Here is a 16,712-nt window from a genome sequence, read left to right as displayed (position 1 = left end):
AGCCGGTGAAATTCATCAGGCTATTACCGTTTAGGAGACTACGCTTATAAGGTTTCCACTTATTGAGCTTGACTCAATGCCTGTACTTGCTGCCAAACGCCATCATCCACAGGGATGCCCTTTTGCAAATTTTCCGCTCTTGTTTTGAGAGATCTTTCGCCCGGATAATTCACTTCGCCACCTTCGGTTACAGGAGTAGAATTTCGAAGTTGAGCTATGGTATGTTCCAATGCCTCATCTATGAACTTTTGATCATTCATTTTTAAGGGATCAATCGCAATAAAAACTTGGGAACAGCCTCCGCAGGCGCCCTTGCCCACTAAATCGATATCGGCGGTGGTTCTTCCTTTGGAGAGGATGGCCGAAAACAAATCCAACATGATGGCTAAGCCGGAGCCTTTCCAATATCCCGTCGGTAAAATTCTTCGTGTAGCTTCTATGGGAGTGGGCTCATCCGTCAGGTTCCCGTCTTGGTCAAATCCTCCTGGATAGGGTAATTTTTCATTTTTTAATCGGGTGGTTTCCAGTTTTCCATAGGAGTATTGCGACATAGCCATATCAAACACTACATGTCCTTCTTTTCTGGGAATGGCCATGATGAAAGGATTGTTGCCGATGCCACCTGAGGTAGCACCCCATGCCGGCATGCAGGATTCGGTATTGGTCCAACAAATGGCCATGAAGCCCTTTTCAGCAGCTTGCCAGCCATAGGATCCACCCCGCATCCAGTGGGTGGTATTATGTAAAGAAACCAATCCCAAGCCATATTGCTTGGCAATTTCCGTAGCCCTGTCCATGGCGAAAATGGAATTGGTGACACCTATACCCATGTTGCCATCGTATATTTCGATGGAGCCTAGATTCACGTCTAAACTAGGTTCTGCCTGCACATCTACCCAGCCTTTCGACACAAAATCCAAAAACCTCGGTACCCGATTTAGACCATGGGAATAGACTCCATCCCGACTGGTCTCGGTGTGCGTTCGGGCGCAAATCTCTGCTTTATCTGCTGGGATTCCTGCTAATAAGAAGGCTTTTTTGATGGTTTGGTACATCTTATCGAAAGTAATTCTGGTCATAGTAGATGGGTTTAGCGTATAAAGATATGGACTTATCTACAAAGAAATAGTTCCGGGGTGTTTGGCGGGGTTTTCTATGTAGAAATAAAATGCCAATTTTACGGTAGCCCAGAGTCAGTCAAAATGGCTTGTCGAATGGCTCAATTTAAATACCACCAACCATGTCACGTATCGAAGTTATAGTCAACATCATAGCCCCCTTAGAAAAGGTATGGGATTGTTGGACCCAAGCCGAGCACGTCAAGCATTGGAACTTTGCCAGCGACGATTGGCATTGTCCAGAGGCGCACAATACTCTAGAAGAAGGCAAAGAGTTTCATTATTTGATGGCTGCCAAAGATGGTTCCTTCAGTTTTGATTTTTGGGGAACATTTACGCAAATAGAACCTTTGAAAAACCTAGAAATCACCTTAGGCGACGGTCGTCAGGTCAGTATACATTTTATACCCGAGGGAGAGGGAGTGTTGATCAAAGAGTCCTTTGAGCCAGAGAATCAAAATCCAACAGAGATGCAGCATATGGGTTGGCAAATGATTTTGAATAATTTCAAAAAATACGTGGAGCAGTTATCGGCATAAAACAAGAAAGGCAACCGATGAGGTTGCCTTTTTGGGGAGTCAATAATTCGACTAAAATAATTTCTCTTGAGGAGGTTTAGCTCCGGCCAAACGGATGTACACGGTGGTTTGACCACGGTGATGCGCTTGGTGTTCCAGGCATTTAGCGAAAGCCGCTTCCTTGGTCATATCAAATCTACCGAACATTTTCACCGATTCAGTTAATTGCGCAGCTGTCATTTTTTTAAGTGAAGCGATCACAAAATCGTAGCCATCCATGACCAATTTAGTCACATTAGCCTTGGAGTTGTCGGTGGCTTTTTCCGAAGCACCCATGCCGACTGGACTTTTCTCCCCAGAAGCCGCCGAAGCAAAACTGTAATTGGCATCTGTCAAGTGCAGCATTTGTTCTGCAAAGGAGCGCATTTCAGGAGTGGGTTTTAGGGCATAACCAGATTCCGGCATGGCATCTAAGTATTCCTTGGTGTAAGCTTTAGATCTTTCCCAATCTTTTACCATAGCATCTACGGACGATTGAGCCACAGCCAATTGGCATAGGCCCAATACAAATAAAAGCGACAAAAATAAACGAGAACGTAGCATGATTTTTTTAGGTTGTTTGAAGCATCAATATTCCAACAAAGAAGTCAAATTTCAAAGGGATTGGGGGGAATATTGTGGGTGAGGTGGGTAAATCGTTTTTTAAATACAGAAATTTCAAAATTGATATTTTATTAAAAAAATTGAATACGATTAATTTTTAGACATCAGTTTTAATTTGATGCTGTATTCAACAATTTTTCTCTGAGTTCTGCAAGTGTTTGGCCACCAATGGTCCTCCAAGAAGTCCAACCGTTAACAGTTTTTCTATCACTTCCAGCATTTTGAATGCCAGCCAATGCTGCATAACTTGGAGCACTAAATGTTTGTCCTAATACTTCTAGGGAGCCGTCCTCTAATATTACTGCTTCGTATTTTTTTTGCTGCCCATTTCTTGGCTTATAAGTCATGTGTAATTTGTCTGAAATATTCAATAATTTCGCCGAAATTAGGTCTATTAGTTCGACTTCGTATTGAGCAATTTCTTTATTTGCTTTAGGAGGTTTACTTTCCTCTTCAGTGTCAAGGGCAGGTTTGAATTCTTCTGGGAATTCATAAATAACATTTGATATATTATTCAACTCAACAAACTTACTTACAATCCATAATTTAACTTTATGTCTTTGTTGTCTGGCCCAATCTTTGAGATCGTTTGGTATGTGATCAATAGGAATACCAATTATTGGATCTTCTTGTAAAATGTCTCTTACAACTTTTCGAACATTTACTGAAGATATATTGAGATTTGTAAACTTATCTTTTGTGTATTCATCATTTTCATACATTTCGGCTGAAATATCTTCGAGTTTCTGCTTAGTGGTTAATTGTAGAGAGGCGACTATTTGTTTTGAAACTTGCTTAGCAATATGATTCCAAACATCATGATGTCCCAATTCTGCTTCAACCACATACCATTTTTTTTGTCCTAAATCTATAGCAAACCCATCAGGAATAGTCCCTGCGCCATCAGAGGTCTTAATTAGAGTCTTTGGTAGGTAGAAAGAGTCGGGTCCGAATAAATATTCATAATTATCGATTACTACTTTTTCGAGTTCAGCTTCGTTGTCGAAAGGGGATTTGATAAATTTTATATCTTTGAATATTAACATATTTAGATTTAATAGTTTCTAAGTATTGATTTTCTAAGCAATAAACATTGCCTAAATAATCATTTCCTAATTCTACTCATATTTCCCCACATCATCAGACAAGGCTTGTCAACTGAAATTCAAAAACCTACCCATTTATCTCTAGAAACCCTTACATTTGACAAAATCCAATCCCATGAAAAAGATACTGTTCTTGATGGGGATCTCCATCCTAGGATTATTGCTGGGTTTTGTCTCTTGGCAAAAGCGGATGGCCGTGGATTGGCCTTCGTATCATGGGGGCAATAACCGAAATCATTTTTCGCCTTTACAACAGATTAATAAGTCCAACGTGGGACAATTATCCCTCGCTTGGGAATACGATGCGGGCGGAGCGGATACCCTCACAAACGGTACGCAAATGCAATGCAATCCCATCATCATCCAAGGGATTTTATACGGGGTTTCTGCCAATACTCAGGCATTTGCGCTGGATGCTAAATCAGGGGTGGAACTGTGGCGGACCGACATCCACATAAAAACCAATAGCACCACCAGTCGGGGACTGAGCTATTGGTCAAACGGTAAAAAATCACGCATCTTTTTTGGTTATGGCTCCTACCTATTTGCTCTAGACGCCAAAACCGGCAAAACCATTTCCAGTTTCGGACAAGGGGGCAAGGTCAATTTATTACAGGGCATCCAACGGGATGGGGCAGATGAATACGTCTCCCTCAATACCCCCGTGACCATTTTTAATAATTTAGTCATCGTGGGCACTCGGGTATCTGAATCGGCCACGGCGCTCTTGGGAGATATCCGTGCTTATGATGCTCTTTCCGGGAAATTGGTATGGACTTTTCAGACCATCCCTAAGCCCGGACAATTCGGATATACTACCTGGGAGAAGGACAATTACAAAAACCTAGGGGGTGCCAACAGCTGGATGGGCATGGCCTTGGATGAAAAGCGCGGAATCGTCTATGCTCCCACGGGCTCCGCTGCCTTTGATTTTTATGGGGGAAACCGAAAGGGAGATAACCTTTTTGCCAATTGCCTGTTGGCTTTAGATGCCAGAACGGGGAAAAGACTTTGGCATTTTCAGACGGTACATCACGACATTTGGGATCGGGATATTCCTGCGCCACCCAATTTGTTTACTATCACCGTGAATGGCGTGAAACGTGACGTAGTTTCTGTGTTGAGCAAACAAGGCTTCATGTTTGTCTTGGATCGAGTGACGGGAAAACCCATTTATCCCATCGTAGAAACACCTTTTCCTGCTTCCGATATTCCGGGTGAATTAGCCGCTAAAACTCAACCTATTCCCACTTGGCCTGAGCCTTTTACCCGACAAGGCTTTTTGGAAAAGGACATTAATCCTTGGGCTTCCCATGTTGAGGATATCAAAAAAGAATTGGCTTTATCTAAATCTGGCCATGCGTATATACCCGTTGGTAAGGAGAAAACCATTTTTTTCCCGGGTACTGACGGTGGTGCGCAGTGGGGCGGGGCCGCCGTAGATGAGCATCAAATCATGTACATCCCTGCCAAAGAGAATCCCGTTTATACTTCTTTGGTACCCAATACCAAGATACAAAAAACGACTAAGGCCAGCGTACTTTATGAACAATTTTGCATGAGTTGTCATGGTCCTAAAAGGCAAGGGAGTGAAGATGGTTCGGTACCATCCTTGCTGCAAGTGAACAAAAAATATAAGCTGAAAAGCTTCGTGCAATTGCTCAATCAAGGAAGAGGGAGAATGCCTTCCTTGCAGTCTATTTCTCAGGAACAAAAAGAAGCCATCTGGTCATTTTTGCAAGGGGATAATGTCGAAGTTAATTCGGCCAATCATTTATCGAGCTCGGACTATTTGATGACGGGCTATAACCGTTGGTATGACTCCAAAGGCTATCCGGTTAGTCGGCCGCCATGGGGCACGCTGACTGCGATGAATATGCAAACGGGGAAGAAAATTTGGCAAGTGCCTTTGGGAGAGTATCCCGAGTTAATGGCACAAGGAATACCTAGAACTGGGACCGATAATTATGGGGGCCCCGCCGTGACGGCCGGAGGATTGGTGTTTATTGCAGCGACCAAAGATGAATATTTCAGGGCTTTCGATCGAACTACGGGAGAGGAATTATGGCGGTATAAATTACCAGCTGCAGGTTATGCTTCTCCATCTGTCTATGCCGTGGATGGTAAACAATTTGTGGTCATCGCCTGTGGAGGAGGCAAGTTGAAAACGAAATCGGGCGACCATTATTTGGCATTCTCTTTAAATTAAATTCATGCAAATTCAAGAAATACCGATAGAGCAAGTTTGGGTGATTCGTCAGGAGGTCATGTGGCCAGATAAAGACCTGGATTTTGTTAAAGTTACTGGCGATGAATCCGCTATACATTTGGGTGTTTTGGATGCGGGGGAAATCAAGTCGGTTATTTCGTTATTTAAAGAAAATCAATCCATTCAATTTAGGAAATTTGCTACGCTCGTTTCGGAGCAAGGCAAAGGTTATGGTACTGTTTTATTGAAGCATGTATTGGAACATTATGCTGGACTAGGTACCGATAAAATTTGGTGTCATGCCAGGCTACAGAAAGCCCCATTTTATGAGAAATTTGGCATGAAAAAAGTAGGGGATACTTTTGTTAAAAATGGTTTGGAATATGTCAACATGGAGAAAAGAATTTCCTTCATTTCTCCAGAATCTTGACCTATTTTTGACTCAATACTTTATCCAATAACATACTAATTTCATGGTTCTCATGGGAATGCCCTAATTGGGATTGTAAGTCCTTCAAAGAAGCCATGGCCTCATCCGTTTTCAGGGCTGCCACTCGCTGGATGGTGTAGTGTAAAAACTTGGGCATTTTTGATTTTTGGCCCAATTGAATGGCTCTTTTTACATCTAAGGTAGCCAAAGGCTCGGCGGCATACCAAAGCATCAATGGTAAATTATGATCGGTTTTATCTTCTGTTTTTTGTACCAAAGCATCTAATACATTCCAACGTTTGATAGGATCTAAACGCAACAAAGCGGACACCAAATACAGTCGAACTTGTGCTGATTTATCCGTACGCGCCAGGCTCTCAAATTGACTTAACATATCAGCAGAAACTTGTTTCTTTTCTGCGGCTAACTGTATCGCCCAACTGCGGATATTTTCATCCGAATGATTTAATAATGCTAGTAAATATTTTTCTGTCAACCCTTCGGTCACATGCAAAGTCCAAAGCGCTCGTAGTTTTCTGGTCACATCCGGGTTTTTGTCGATGATGCTTTTAAGTGCTTCATGCACTTTTGGATTGGCACCTCTTTCTTGTAAAATGGTTCTCGCTTGTCGGACATACCATTCGTTGGCATGAAGTTGATAATTCACCAAGTCCATGTCGGAGGCTTTCGTCAAATCTACCTGAACCCATTGATCATTTTCATGGCTGATTTTAAAAATCCTTCCCATGGTTTTATCATGTACATCTGGATTAGAACTATGGCATTGGTTTTTGTCGTACCAGTCAATCGCGAAAACCGAGCCGCTCGGATCGTACTTAAAATTGAGCCATTGGGACCAGGAGTCGTTCATGACGATAAAGTCCTTTTTGTGGGAGGCGATATATCCTGAGCCTTCTCGGTTCAACTGATCCACATTCATTCTAGACCCATTGATATTATTCATGAAGATGTTATTTCGGAATTCCTTAGGCCACGAATTACCACCTAAATAAATCATGGCTCCTGCATGCGCGTGACCACCTCCGGCGGATGCAGAGCGGAAATTACCCGCATGTGGGCCACGGTCGCCTACATAATGCCGATGGTCAGCTATGGTTTTGATGTCCTCGTAGGTATAAGGGTTGAAATGCTTGCCTGCTTGGCGCTCATAGCGTGCCCCTTGAATGATATGGAACATGTGTGGAATGACACAAACTGTGATAAAGGGATGTCCATAATCGTTGAAATCTATTCCCCATGGGTTACTGGTTCCTTCGGCAAAAACCTCGAATTGATGCGTAGTTGGGTGAAATCTCCAGACTCCTGCATTGATTTTAGTTCTTTCTTGATCCGTAGCACCTGGTTTGCCGACATTGGAATGGGTAAATACTCCATGATTACCATATAGCCAGCCATCGGGTCCCCAACGTAAACTATTTAACACCTCGTGCGTGTCATGCACACCCCAGCCATCCAAGAGTTTTTGGACTGGTCCCGTAGGTTTATCCGTTTGAAAATCGGTAGGAATGAATAATAGGTAAGGGGCAGCCCCTAACCAAACTCCGCCCATACCCACTTCAATGCCACTTACTAAATTTAAGCCTTCCATAAAGACCTTGCGCTTATCCAAGGTGCCATTCCCGTCGGTATCTTCAAAAATGAGAATACGGTCCTTGCCTTGTCCTTCGGGGGCAGGAACAGGATAGGTATGGCCTTCAACCACCCATAAACGTCCTTTGGCATCAATCGTAAAGGCAATGGGACGAACCACATCGGGTTCTGCAGCGGCTAAGTTGATTTTGAAACCCTTAGGCAAAGTCATGGCCTCTGCCGCCTTGACTCCTGAAAGGCCTGCGTTGAGGACGGGGTCCAATGGTGGAAGAATGATGATGTCCTTTTGTTTGAGCTCATTCGGGTAATTGGGCCTTTGGGTATGAAATTGGAAGTTGTCAAAATTGATATGTGCCAATTTATCATGCGCTACATAAGGGATGGGTGTGATACCTGTCTCCTTATCAATGATGCGGATGAAAATATCTTGGTGCAAATAGGGTTTCAGATTGGCTACTACCGGTTGTAAAGTCGCTCGACCTTGTCCAGTAGAGCTAAAAATTACTTTCTTACTTTTGGCTAAGACCAATTCGACGCGGGTATCTTGCAGGGCACCACCAGAAACCCAGAAACTAGCGAAAGGCTGGCTTACTTTAAAGGGTACCGAGCTTAAAGTACCGGTGAAGGCATAGTTTTTAGTTCCGCCACTACTGATAAAATAAGTTCCTTCTTGACCTATTTTCATGGTCTTATCATGCAGGGGCGAAGGGTCTTGGTTGATGATCGGGCTGGCAAAAGCATCTCCTTCTGCTTTCCAATCTTCCAAGTTTCCTGTTTCAAAATTGAGATTTAAAGCTTTACCATTTTTACTAGGACGAACGCCCTTGACTAGCTCAGTCCTAATAGCTCCTTCCACCACTTCAAATTTTCCCACCATACCCGCTGCTCGGTGGCCTGGGATCGAACAGAAATAGGTATCGCTAGACTGAGCGATGAAGGTGATGCTGGTACTGGATCCTTTATCTAAAATGGTAGCGCTTTTGATACCCAATTTTTCCATAGAGATGTCGTGGGTCATTTGTTCCCCATTGACAATCGTAATCCTCACTTTTTTGCCTTTATTGGCCTTCAGCGTAGGATTTCTTGTACCATCTTTGGAAAAATAGCCAAGCATGGTGGCTTCCAAGGTGTAATCGAAGTCTATTTTGGTACTATCTAGATGTACTGAAATCGGGGTAAAAGAATAGCTGGGAATGCTAAGAAAAAGGCTTAGGACTAGACCCAAAAAATAACGGATAGATTTGTTCATAGGTTTATAGAGAATTGGTTACGGAAGTTCTTGCAGATAAATATCTTTTACGGCTACAAGCGCCTTCCCGCCACCATGAATTTGAATGCCAATTAATCCTGATTGCGGTATCGAGGTATCAGGTTCCTCATAATCCACACTCATCTTACCGTTGATGAATAGTTGGATACGTCGACCGACCGCCCTGATTTCATAATCATTCCAGTCGTTAAATTTAATCCAGGTCAACACCTCCCGGTCATCGGGTTTAGCTAAGGTTTTATTTCGTCGGGATTCATCATAGAGACTAGCCCAATAATCCTTACCAAAATCTGCTTGATAGCCAGTCATTTCATAGGCAGGATTTTGTAGTCGCTTGCTTCGAAATTGAATTCCCGAATTGATAAAACCTTGGTCGCCTGTTAGCTTAATTTTGAGCCTTAAAATAAAATTGGCGTAGGTTTTTTGGGTACATAAAAAGTCATTATGTGGGACGGTATTTTCCAAAGATCCACCCATGATCATACCATTTTCAATACGCCAAGTATGTTGCGTATCGCCTTCCCAACCTTGAAAGGTTTTTCCGTCGAACAAAGGTGTGCTTTTCTGTTTTTGGGCGAAAGCCATATGGAGGCAGAAGGTGGATAGGAGGGCTATCCCAATCAATGATTTCATGAGGTTGATGGAATCATCATGCTCCTAGAATTTCATCGAAGAAATGGAGACTCCTAGATTCGTTTTTTAGGTTTAGATTATTTCAATGCTCAATATAATTGAAAAACCATCAGCTTAAACCTGACGCGGCACAATATTGTGCTATTTTTTATTGAATCTGTTTTATTTCTGGATTATAAGATGTTAACCACCACCCTCCGATATCCTCTAAGAGAAGGGGATCCATGATCTTTTCCCTCGATGATTACATGGTAAGTCTCCCCTTTTTGCGCATTTGCTGGAATTTTGACCAAAGCCTTGTTTCCCGTGATTTGGATGTCAGCAGTGCCACTTCCCGCCTCGGTGTAGGGCCAGCCTGTTAGTGTTACCTCATTTTTATCTGGATCGATGGCCAGCAAATTCAAGGTTAGGCTTTGGCCAGGTTGGGCGTATACCTTCATACCTTCCCTCACAGTAATTTGCGGAGCATGATTGGCCTCTTTAAAACTTTTTACACACCAGTCGGCCCGCGCCGCGAAGTCCTCTTGTAGTGCGATCAACCACCGGGTTTGAGAGTAGTTGATATCCAGTTTCCCTACTTCAGGATTGAAGTCAGCAGCCTTCTCGTTGTCCTCATATCGATAGGGATTGTCTTTGGCCGGAGCAAATCGACCGCCCCAGCCACCGTAAGACGGATTGTTCAGATTGTTTAATCCTACATCCACGAGGTGTAAAAATGCGGGAGAATCGCCCTCTGAAATAAAATCATAAGGGACAAAACTACCCCATTGCGCATTTTTCAATTTGCTAGGATCTCCGTGAATATGTTCATCATCTCCTTCCTGCTTTTGGCCATCACCATAGGCATAATACATTTTTAATAATGGGCCATGGTTTAAAATGATGTTTTTGGACATGTAAGGACCCTCAAAATAGGGTTGAGCGACCTTCGGCATGACTCTTTTCCAAGGGTAGGCAAAACTGGCGAATTGACGAGCATTATAGAATACCCGAATCTTTGGCCAATGTTGACCAATGTATTTTTTGTAAGTAGCATCCTGGTCCATGACCGTATAAATGATGGCTTTTCTGGAGATTTTTTCTTGAATGATGGGCCAATCTTTTTGCTTGGAATATGCTTCTTCTATAGATTTTAAGGCACGCGCAATGGTATTGGTTCCTCCCCAAGCTTGTAGGTAAATGGCTTCTGGATTATTGTCCAATAATTTTGCTTTAATCCATTCAGATCCTGGAGTAATTTTTTCCATTTCTCCCTCAAAGTCGATGTTCCCCACTTTGACCAAACTATTCAAGTAGGCTGGGCTTGGGTAATTTTTGGCATGTTGAATCAGGTTGGGATAAACTTCTGCATAAGCTTTTAATAAATCCTGAATCCATTGAACTCCCGGCCAGCGAAGGTCGGTTTTTGCCCCATACATTTTCTTGGTCATTTCCATTTCAGAAGTGAACAAAGTCCCCTTGCCATCACCCTTATAATGCCACATGGAACTGGAGTAAACTAAACCTTCCAAATGAAATTCATTGGAATACAAGAGCATCCGAATGAAGGTATCCACATCATCAATTTCTCCATCAGTGGTAACGATGGTTCTAGGCAAGTTTTCTTTCGCGAAAATGGGGCTTAATAAGCCTACACTTAGGATGATAACAAGGATTTTTTTCATGCCTATAAATTTAATGGTTGGGAATGGGGTTCTGTGTTATGAGCAGGTGCAATTTAGAATTTATTAGGATAATCTACTAGGAAAAGAAAGATTACAATCCCTTTTAATCAATGTTTAGATTCTAAATAGTGCATCTTTAATAGGTCATCTCCAAAATCATTTCCTTTTTCTCGTAAGATAGCATGTATGTGGTTTCCATCATTGCTGAACCCAACATTGTCATATTCTATCAAAAAATCTGGGCCATTGATGATGTAATAATGGGATTTATTATTCTCTAAACTTCCCACCCAAGCAAAGTAGATTTTATCCATGCCAGTGGTTGCAATTTTGTCCATCATTTGGTGTGATTTTTCATGTTCAAAATTGTGGACATATTCTTGGATTAACATTTTCAGTACAGCTTTTTGAGCCTCATTAAATTCCTTTACCGCAATGCCATAATAGGAGTCAATACGCTGTCGGCTATTGGGGGAAGTAATGATGTCTTTTGGTACGGCTTGTGGCAAAATGGCTTTTGCTTTTTGAGCATCCGAAAGCATGTTGACCAACATAAATCCATAGTCTTCTTCTTTGCTAAGTACACGCAATCCTGCATATTTGGAAGACTTTACTTCGGCAGGATCTGTTCCAATGAAATAGGGTGACATACTCATTTTCTTTCCGTCGGAAGTCAAGCTGAGTGCCATGTGATGTCCTCCAAAATTGATACCCCAAGGTGCCGATTCACTTGGTTTACCATAGACGGAGATATAATAATTCCCGTGTGCCCAATTTAACTTTTGCATTTGAGTCAAAAATTCTTTTTTGATTTCCCCTTTATCGTAAGCCTCTTGGTATAAGGTGTTGAGTATATCATCCAACTGCATGATGCTGGTGGTTTTCAAGTAGCCTTGTGAACTTAACATGGAGCTTAATACTCGATGAAAAGCCAGCCTACTTTTATCAGACAATGAACCATATTGTATGCCTGGTCTGGCAACTAATCCTACCGGAAGATTGGTCCATTTTTTTCTGACACTATCCTGAAAAGAGTAGCTGACTTTTTTAATTTCCTCTTGGTTTAAAGTACTTAAAAAGTAGTTGACAGCTTGATGGGGCGATAGGTTATTTTGGGCCAAAAGGCTTAGGGGCAAAACCAATGTGATTAAAAGGTAGATAGAGCGTGTTTTCATAGGAAATAAATTTGCTAAATGTATTCATTTTTTATTAGGATACTCGCTTATTTTCATTGATTTTAGTGCTTGGAATGGATATTCCTATTGTTTTTAAACCTGATTAAACTTAACATGCTGACGGAAGACTTATTAAAATTGTTCTCTAGAGATTTGAATCGATTAAAAATTGAAATTGCTCAATACCAAGATGAAGCTAATTTGTGGAAAGTAGATGGCCGAATTTCTAATTCGGCAGGTAATTTATGTTTACACCTAATTGGTAATTTACAAACCTATTTTGGCTCGGTCTATGGTAACACGGGCTATGTTCGATTTCGAGACAAAGAATTTTCAGATAAGGAAGTGCCTAGGGAGAAATTACTGGAAATGATTGACCAAACCGAATTAATGATGCAACAAGTTTTACCTACCATTAGTCAGGAACAGCTCGAGGAGGATTACCCCATGGAGGTTTTCGATTATTCCATGAAAACAGCCTATTATTTCGTGCATTTGGCGGTACATTTTGGCTATCATCTAGGACAAATAAATTACCATCGAAGGTTGATGGATTGATTATGAGCCAAATTCATATTACTTATTTTGACCCCGCTCATCGTGATGCTATTCGTCGATTAAATTATGAATGGCTGGAGAAGTATTTCCATATTGAAGAAATTGATCGGGAGGTATTGTCCAAGCCAGAGGAGGTCATTTTAGCTCCTGGAGGGCAAATTTTCTATGCTTGGTGTGATGATCAAATCGTAGGGACGGTTTCCTTAATGAAAATTCAAGAAGGTGTTTTTGAATTGACCAAAATGGCGGTCAATGAAGCCTTTCAAGGATTGGGCATCGGTAAATTATTGATGGATCAATGTCTGGATTACGCAAAAAATACGGGGATAAAAGAAATCATTATTTATTCCAATCGGCGACTAGAAAGGGCGGTAGCGATGTACCGAAACTATGGGTTTAAGGAAATAGATCTAGGTCCAGTTTTGTACAGTCGGGCCGATATAAAAATGAAATTGGATGTAGGAGATAATTAACTCTTCTCTAGGGCAATTCTTAAGCTTATCAAGGCCAGCAAAAAAGTGATTGGAGTGAAGACGAACCTTTCTGTGGCATTCAGTGCCTGCATATTTCCTAAGGTATTTAAGAAAAAAAGAAGGGGAATGAGCCAAATCAGGTAGCCAGATAATCTCGCTATTTTAGGAAAAATCCAACGTGCTTTGAGCGTAATTATGAAGGCCATGATGATCAAGATGACCATGGAAACAGATTCCATCTTGATCAAATCATTCGGACTTTGTATTCGGCCACCCCAAACCATGTCAGGCGGAATTAACCCGGCTATCACCCCTATATGGAAAAGAATGGCGAGTAAAATGAATCCCAAAAAGAGCTGAACCGAAAGCTTAAAAGGTATCCATTTTTTCATGGGATTTTATTTGATTTTTTGTGCCTTTACTCCTTCAAAGCTAAGTTTTACCGGTAAAATATCACCTTTTTCATCAAAATACATGGGTTCAATGCAAGTCACTCGGTGATTGCGATCCGTTTCATTCAAGGGTCTACGGTGATAGACAATATACCACTGGTCGGTCTTAGGTACTTGAATAACCGAGTGATGTCCAGCCCCTGTAGCTACTTGTGGATCTTGTTTAAGTATTTTATCCTTTCTTTCAAAAGGCCCAAAAGGGCTATCTGCCACGGCATAGGCTACGGAATAATTAGGGCCAGTCCAGCCACCTTCACTCCACATAAAATAGTATTTATTGTTACGAATAAACATGAAGGGGCCTTCTACATAGCCATTGGGGGTGATTTCTTTGAACATTTTTCCATCCTCAAATGGGATGATGGATGTGAAATCAGTGCTTAGTTTGGCGATATTGCAATGCTTCCAACCTCCATAGATGATGTAGTATTGTCCATCTTTATCTTTAAATACAAATTGATCGATAGGTTGGGCTCCATTCTGAAATTGACCAATCAAAGGCTTCCCAATTAAATCCTTGAACGGTCCTTGTGGTTTATCTGCGACAGCTACTCCAATACCTCCTAGTTCTTGATTACTTTGGATGTCATTGGCCCCGAAAAACAGGTAGTATTTTTTGCCCTTTTGTACGATGGCGGGTGCCCACATGGCTTTTTTGGCCCATTTGACTGATGAGGTATCAATGATTTTAGGATGTTTTTTCCAATTCACCAGATCTTTGGATGAGAAGGCGTCTAAGTGAACCTGTTTCTGGTAGACATCAGAATAAGTGGGGTAAATCCAGTATTGCTTTTTGATAATGATGGCCTCTGGGTCGGCATACCAACCTGGAAATAGGGGATTTCCAGAGGTTTTTTGTTGGGCGTTCAGGCCGTGAGCTAGGATTAAAAATAAACAATAGTATAGTAATTTCATAGAGTTTTTTAATAACTTGTTCTACCAAAGTTAGAATACTCTTTTCATTTACCTAAACTTATTAATCAACCATGTCAAACAATACAGCAAGATTCAGCTTAACCGAAGACTGGACTGTCGTCGTTTTTGGATTTTTAATTATCGTACTCGCCTTAGTAGGAATCAAAATTCCCAGCCCGGTTTTTGCCTGGGAAAACTCAGCAGAATTAGCAGAAAAAGTGCTCAACACCACCAATTTAATCAACGTGGGGAAATTGTTTTTGTGGGTATATGTCATTGCTATTTTAGCGACCAAAGCATTGGGCAAGGAAGTAAATGCCACCATCAAAGGTTTTCCGATTGTCTTTATTTTAACCATCTTGGCGCTGGTCTTAGCAGGCAATTCCTTTTTGAAAAATTGGAATTTAGAAGCGGTTATTTTTAGCTTATCCATAGGATTAGTTATTAGTAATTTTTCGAATGTCCCAGATTGGTTAAAAGAGTCATTGTCCACTGAATTATTTGTGAAAATTGGATTAGTCTTATTAGGAACAAGCATCATTTTTGGAGATATTTTAAAGGCAGGATCACTAGGACTAATTCAGGCGCTGTTGGTCGTGGTTTCTGTGTGGTACTTTGCTTTTTGGATAGCAAAAAAATTGGGTATCGATGAGGAGATGGCCATCATGATTTCTAGTGCGGTTTCTATCTGTGGGGTATCGGCGGCCATTGCTACGGCTGGAGCTATTAAGGGAGATTCCAAGAAGCTTTCCTATGTTATATCCATCGTTCTCATTACCGCTATTCCTATGATCATTTTTATGCCCATTATCGCGAAAGCCTTGGGTTTATCTGAAGCGGTAACGGGTGCTTGGCTGGGGGGGACCATCGATACGACGGGTGCAGTTATTGCTTCTGGGTCACTCATTGGAGAGGAGGCCTTGAAAATAAGTACGATTGTCAAATTTTCACAAAATGTTCTGTTAGGTTTAGCAGCATTTGGGATTTCTATCTATTGGACTTATACCAATAATCAGTCGGAAGTAGCCAAAGAATCCAAGCCAACTTTAGGGATCATTTGGGAGCGTTTTCCCAAATTTGTCATCGGTTTTGTGGCGGCATCTTTGTTGTTTTCATTCTTCATTTCTGGGGATGTCATATCAGAAGTAAAAGGCGGTTTGAAATCCTTACAAGGTCTTTGGTTTGCTTTGGCATTTACAAGCATTGGTTTGGAAACTAAGTTTGCCGATTTGTTCAGTAGCGAAGGTAAAAAACCATTGTATGCCTTCTTGATTGCCCAAGGATTTAATGTGCTCATTACACTTGTAATTGCCTGTTTCTTATTTAATTAATCGAAATGTTTTAGCAAAAGTGTATTCATGAAGTTATTCATTTGCTTGTTCTTATTTGGCCTAGTTTCCCATACTGCTTTGGCACAAAAAAGTGAATCTAAGGCCTTGTATCAACAAATTGCACATCTGGATAGTGTCATGTTTCAGGCCTACAATCAACGAGATATGGCCACTTTTAAACAATTCTTTACATCGGATTTGGAATGGTTTCAAGATAATGGAGGACTTCTTCATTACGATACGGTGATCGCTAATTTTCAAAATATATTTAATAGAGAGTATGTATTAACCAGAAAATTGGTTCCAGGTACTTTGGAGGTTCATCCTATTCAAAATTATGGGGCAATTCACATCGGTCGACATACCTTTTCTCATGTGGAGAATGGGAAGTTGGAAGTGGGGGAATTTAAGTTTTTGATGATTTGGAGAGAGGAACAAGGGAAATGGAAAATATCTCGCGTAGTGAGTTATGATCATTGATGGTATTATTTATTTTAGGGGTTGAGTCATTATTTGGAGCATTTTGAAAATGGTTAGAATCCTAGTATCTATGTATTTCTTAAGATATTGACATCAATGTATTTGC

At 41.3% G+C, this 16,712-nt stretch carries 16 protein-coding genes; 7 read left to right on the top strand and 9 right to left on the bottom strand.

Translation table 11 applies throughout. The features are described from left to right. Positions 1-59 precede the first annotated feature (59 nt). Positions 60-1,079, bottom strand: a complete 1,020-nt coding sequence (gene yiaK / locus ESB04_RS07385; protein ID WP_129027098.1) for a 3-dehydro-L-gulonate 2-dehydrogenase — start codon at positions 1,077-1,079, stop codon at positions 60-62. 161 nt (positions 1,080-1,240) lie between these two features. On the opposite strand from yiaK, the gene ESB04_RS07380 reads away from it, so the two are divergent. Further along, positions 1,241-1,657: an SRPBCC domain-containing protein gene (locus tag ESB04_RS07380; protein WP_129027097.1), complete on the top strand. Its 417-nt coding sequence runs from the start codon at positions 1,241-1,243 to the stop codon at positions 1,655-1,657. Positions 1,658-1,708: 51 nt separating this feature from the next. On the opposite strand, the gene ESB04_RS07375 is transcribed toward ESB04_RS07380, so the two are convergent. Both ESB04_RS07375 and ESB04_RS07370 read right to left on the bottom strand, forming a co-directional pair. Next, positions 1,709-2,239 (bottom strand): DinB family protein, encoded by a 531-nt coding sequence (locus ESB04_RS07375; RefSeq protein WP_129027096.1) that lies wholly within the window; start codon positions 2,237-2,239, stop codon positions 1,709-1,711. Between the two features lie 170 nt (positions 2,240-2,409). Continuing rightward, entirely contained in the window at positions 2,410-3,345 is a 936-nt protein-coding gene (locus ESB04_RS07370) for a restriction system modified-DNA reader domain-containing protein (RefSeq protein ID WP_129027095.1), read from the bottom strand. A gap of 175 nt (positions 3,346-3,520) precedes the next feature. Between ESB04_RS07370 and ESB04_RS07365 the strand changes: the two genes are divergently transcribed. Together ESB04_RS07365 and ESB04_RS07360 are read left to right on the top strand one after the other, a co-directional pair. Further along, positions 3,521-5,614 (top strand): pyrroloquinoline quinone-dependent dehydrogenase, encoded by a 2,094-nt coding sequence (locus ESB04_RS07365; RefSeq protein ID WP_129027094.1) that lies wholly within the window; start codon positions 3,521-3,523, stop codon positions 5,612-5,614. Positions 5,615-5,618: 4 nt separating this feature from the next. After that, positions 5,619-6,044 carry a GNAT family N-acetyltransferase gene (locus tag ESB04_RS07360; RefSeq protein WP_129027093.1) on the top strand — a complete coding sequence of 142 codons (426 nt, stop codon included), beginning with the start codon at positions 5,619-5,621 and terminating at the stop codon, positions 6,042-6,044. 1 nt (position 6,045) lies between these two features. Here the strand turns inward: ESB04_RS07360 and ESB04_RS07355 are convergent, their stop codons facing one another. The 4 genes from ESB04_RS07355 to ESB04_RS07340 all read right to left on the bottom strand — a co-directional run bounded on the left by ESB04_RS07355 (position 6,046) and on the right by ESB04_RS07340 (position 12,397). After that, a complete protein-coding gene (locus ESB04_RS07355) occupies positions 6,046-8,904 on the bottom strand; it encodes a PVC-type heme-binding CxxCH protein (RefSeq protein WP_129027092.1) in 2,859 nt (952 codons plus the stop codon). Positions 8,905-8,922: 18 nt separating this feature from the next. After that, positions 8,923-9,558 carry a 3-keto-disaccharide hydrolase gene (locus tag ESB04_RS07350; protein WP_129027091.1) on the bottom strand — a complete coding sequence of 212 codons (636 nt, stop codon included), beginning with the start codon at positions 9,556-9,558 and terminating at the stop codon, positions 8,923-8,925. Between the two features lie 173 nt (positions 9,559-9,731). Next, complete coding sequence (locus ESB04_RS07345) at positions 9,732-11,222, bottom strand: nucleoside hydrolase-like domain-containing protein (RefSeq protein WP_129027090.1); 1,491 nt, start codon at positions 11,220-11,222, stop codon at positions 9,732-9,734. A gap of 107 nt (positions 11,223-11,329) precedes the next feature. Then, a complete protein-coding gene (locus ESB04_RS07340; RefSeq protein WP_129027089.1) occupies positions 11,330-12,397 on the bottom strand; it encodes a DUF3500 domain-containing protein in 1,068 nt (355 codons plus the stop codon). Positions 12,398-12,511: 114 nt separating this feature from the next. Here ESB04_RS07340 and ESB04_RS07335 point away from each other — a divergent pair, with 114 nt between their 5' ends. Both ESB04_RS07335 and ESB04_RS07330 read left to right on the top strand, forming a co-directional pair. Then, a complete protein-coding gene (locus ESB04_RS07335) occupies positions 12,512-12,955 on the top strand; it encodes a DinB family protein (protein WP_129027088.1) in 444 nt (147 codons plus the stop codon). A gap of 2 nt (positions 12,956-12,957) precedes the next feature. Next, positions 12,958-13,428, top strand: a complete 471-nt coding sequence (locus tag ESB04_RS07330) for a GNAT family N-acetyltransferase (protein WP_129027087.1) — start codon at positions 12,958-12,960, stop codon at positions 13,426-13,428. Here ESB04_RS07330 and ESB04_RS07325 read toward each other — a convergent pair. Together ESB04_RS07325 and ESB04_RS07320 are read right to left on the bottom strand one after the other, a co-directional pair. Further along, a complete protein-coding gene (locus tag ESB04_RS07325; protein WP_129027086.1) occupies positions 13,425-13,820 on the bottom strand; it encodes a hypothetical protein in 396 nt (131 codons plus the stop codon). The genes ESB04_RS07330 and ESB04_RS07325 overlap by 4 nt on opposite strands. Positions 13,821-13,826: 6 nt before the next feature. Then, complete coding sequence (locus ESB04_RS07320; RefSeq protein WP_129027085.1) at positions 13,827-14,795, bottom strand: glycoside hydrolase family 43 protein; 969 nt, start codon at positions 14,793-14,795, stop codon at positions 13,827-13,829. 71 nt (positions 14,796-14,866) lie between these two features. On the opposite strand from ESB04_RS07320, the gene ESB04_RS07315 reads away from it, so the two are divergent. Beyond that, on the top strand, positions 14,867-16,126 hold the full coding sequence (locus ESB04_RS07315; RefSeq protein ID WP_129027084.1) for a YeiH family protein: 1,260 nt from the start codon (positions 14,867-14,869) through the stop codon (positions 16,124-16,126). A 27-nt stretch (positions 16,127-16,153) separates the two neighbouring features. Next, positions 16,154-16,606 carry a nuclear transport factor 2 family protein gene (locus tag ESB04_RS07310; protein WP_129027083.1) on the top strand — a complete coding sequence of 151 codons (453 nt, stop codon included), beginning with the start codon at positions 16,154-16,156 and terminating at the stop codon, positions 16,604-16,606. Positions 16,607-16,712 lie beyond the last annotated feature (106 nt).

Source organism: Aquirufa rosea, from assembly GCF_004118285.1.
GTDB classification, from domain to species: domain Bacteria; phylum Bacteroidota; class Bacteroidia; order Cytophagales; family Spirosomataceae; genus Aquirufa; species Aquirufa rosea.
Note: the sequence above shows the minus strand (reverse complement) of the source record. Positions and strands in the feature narration are given on the sequence as shown.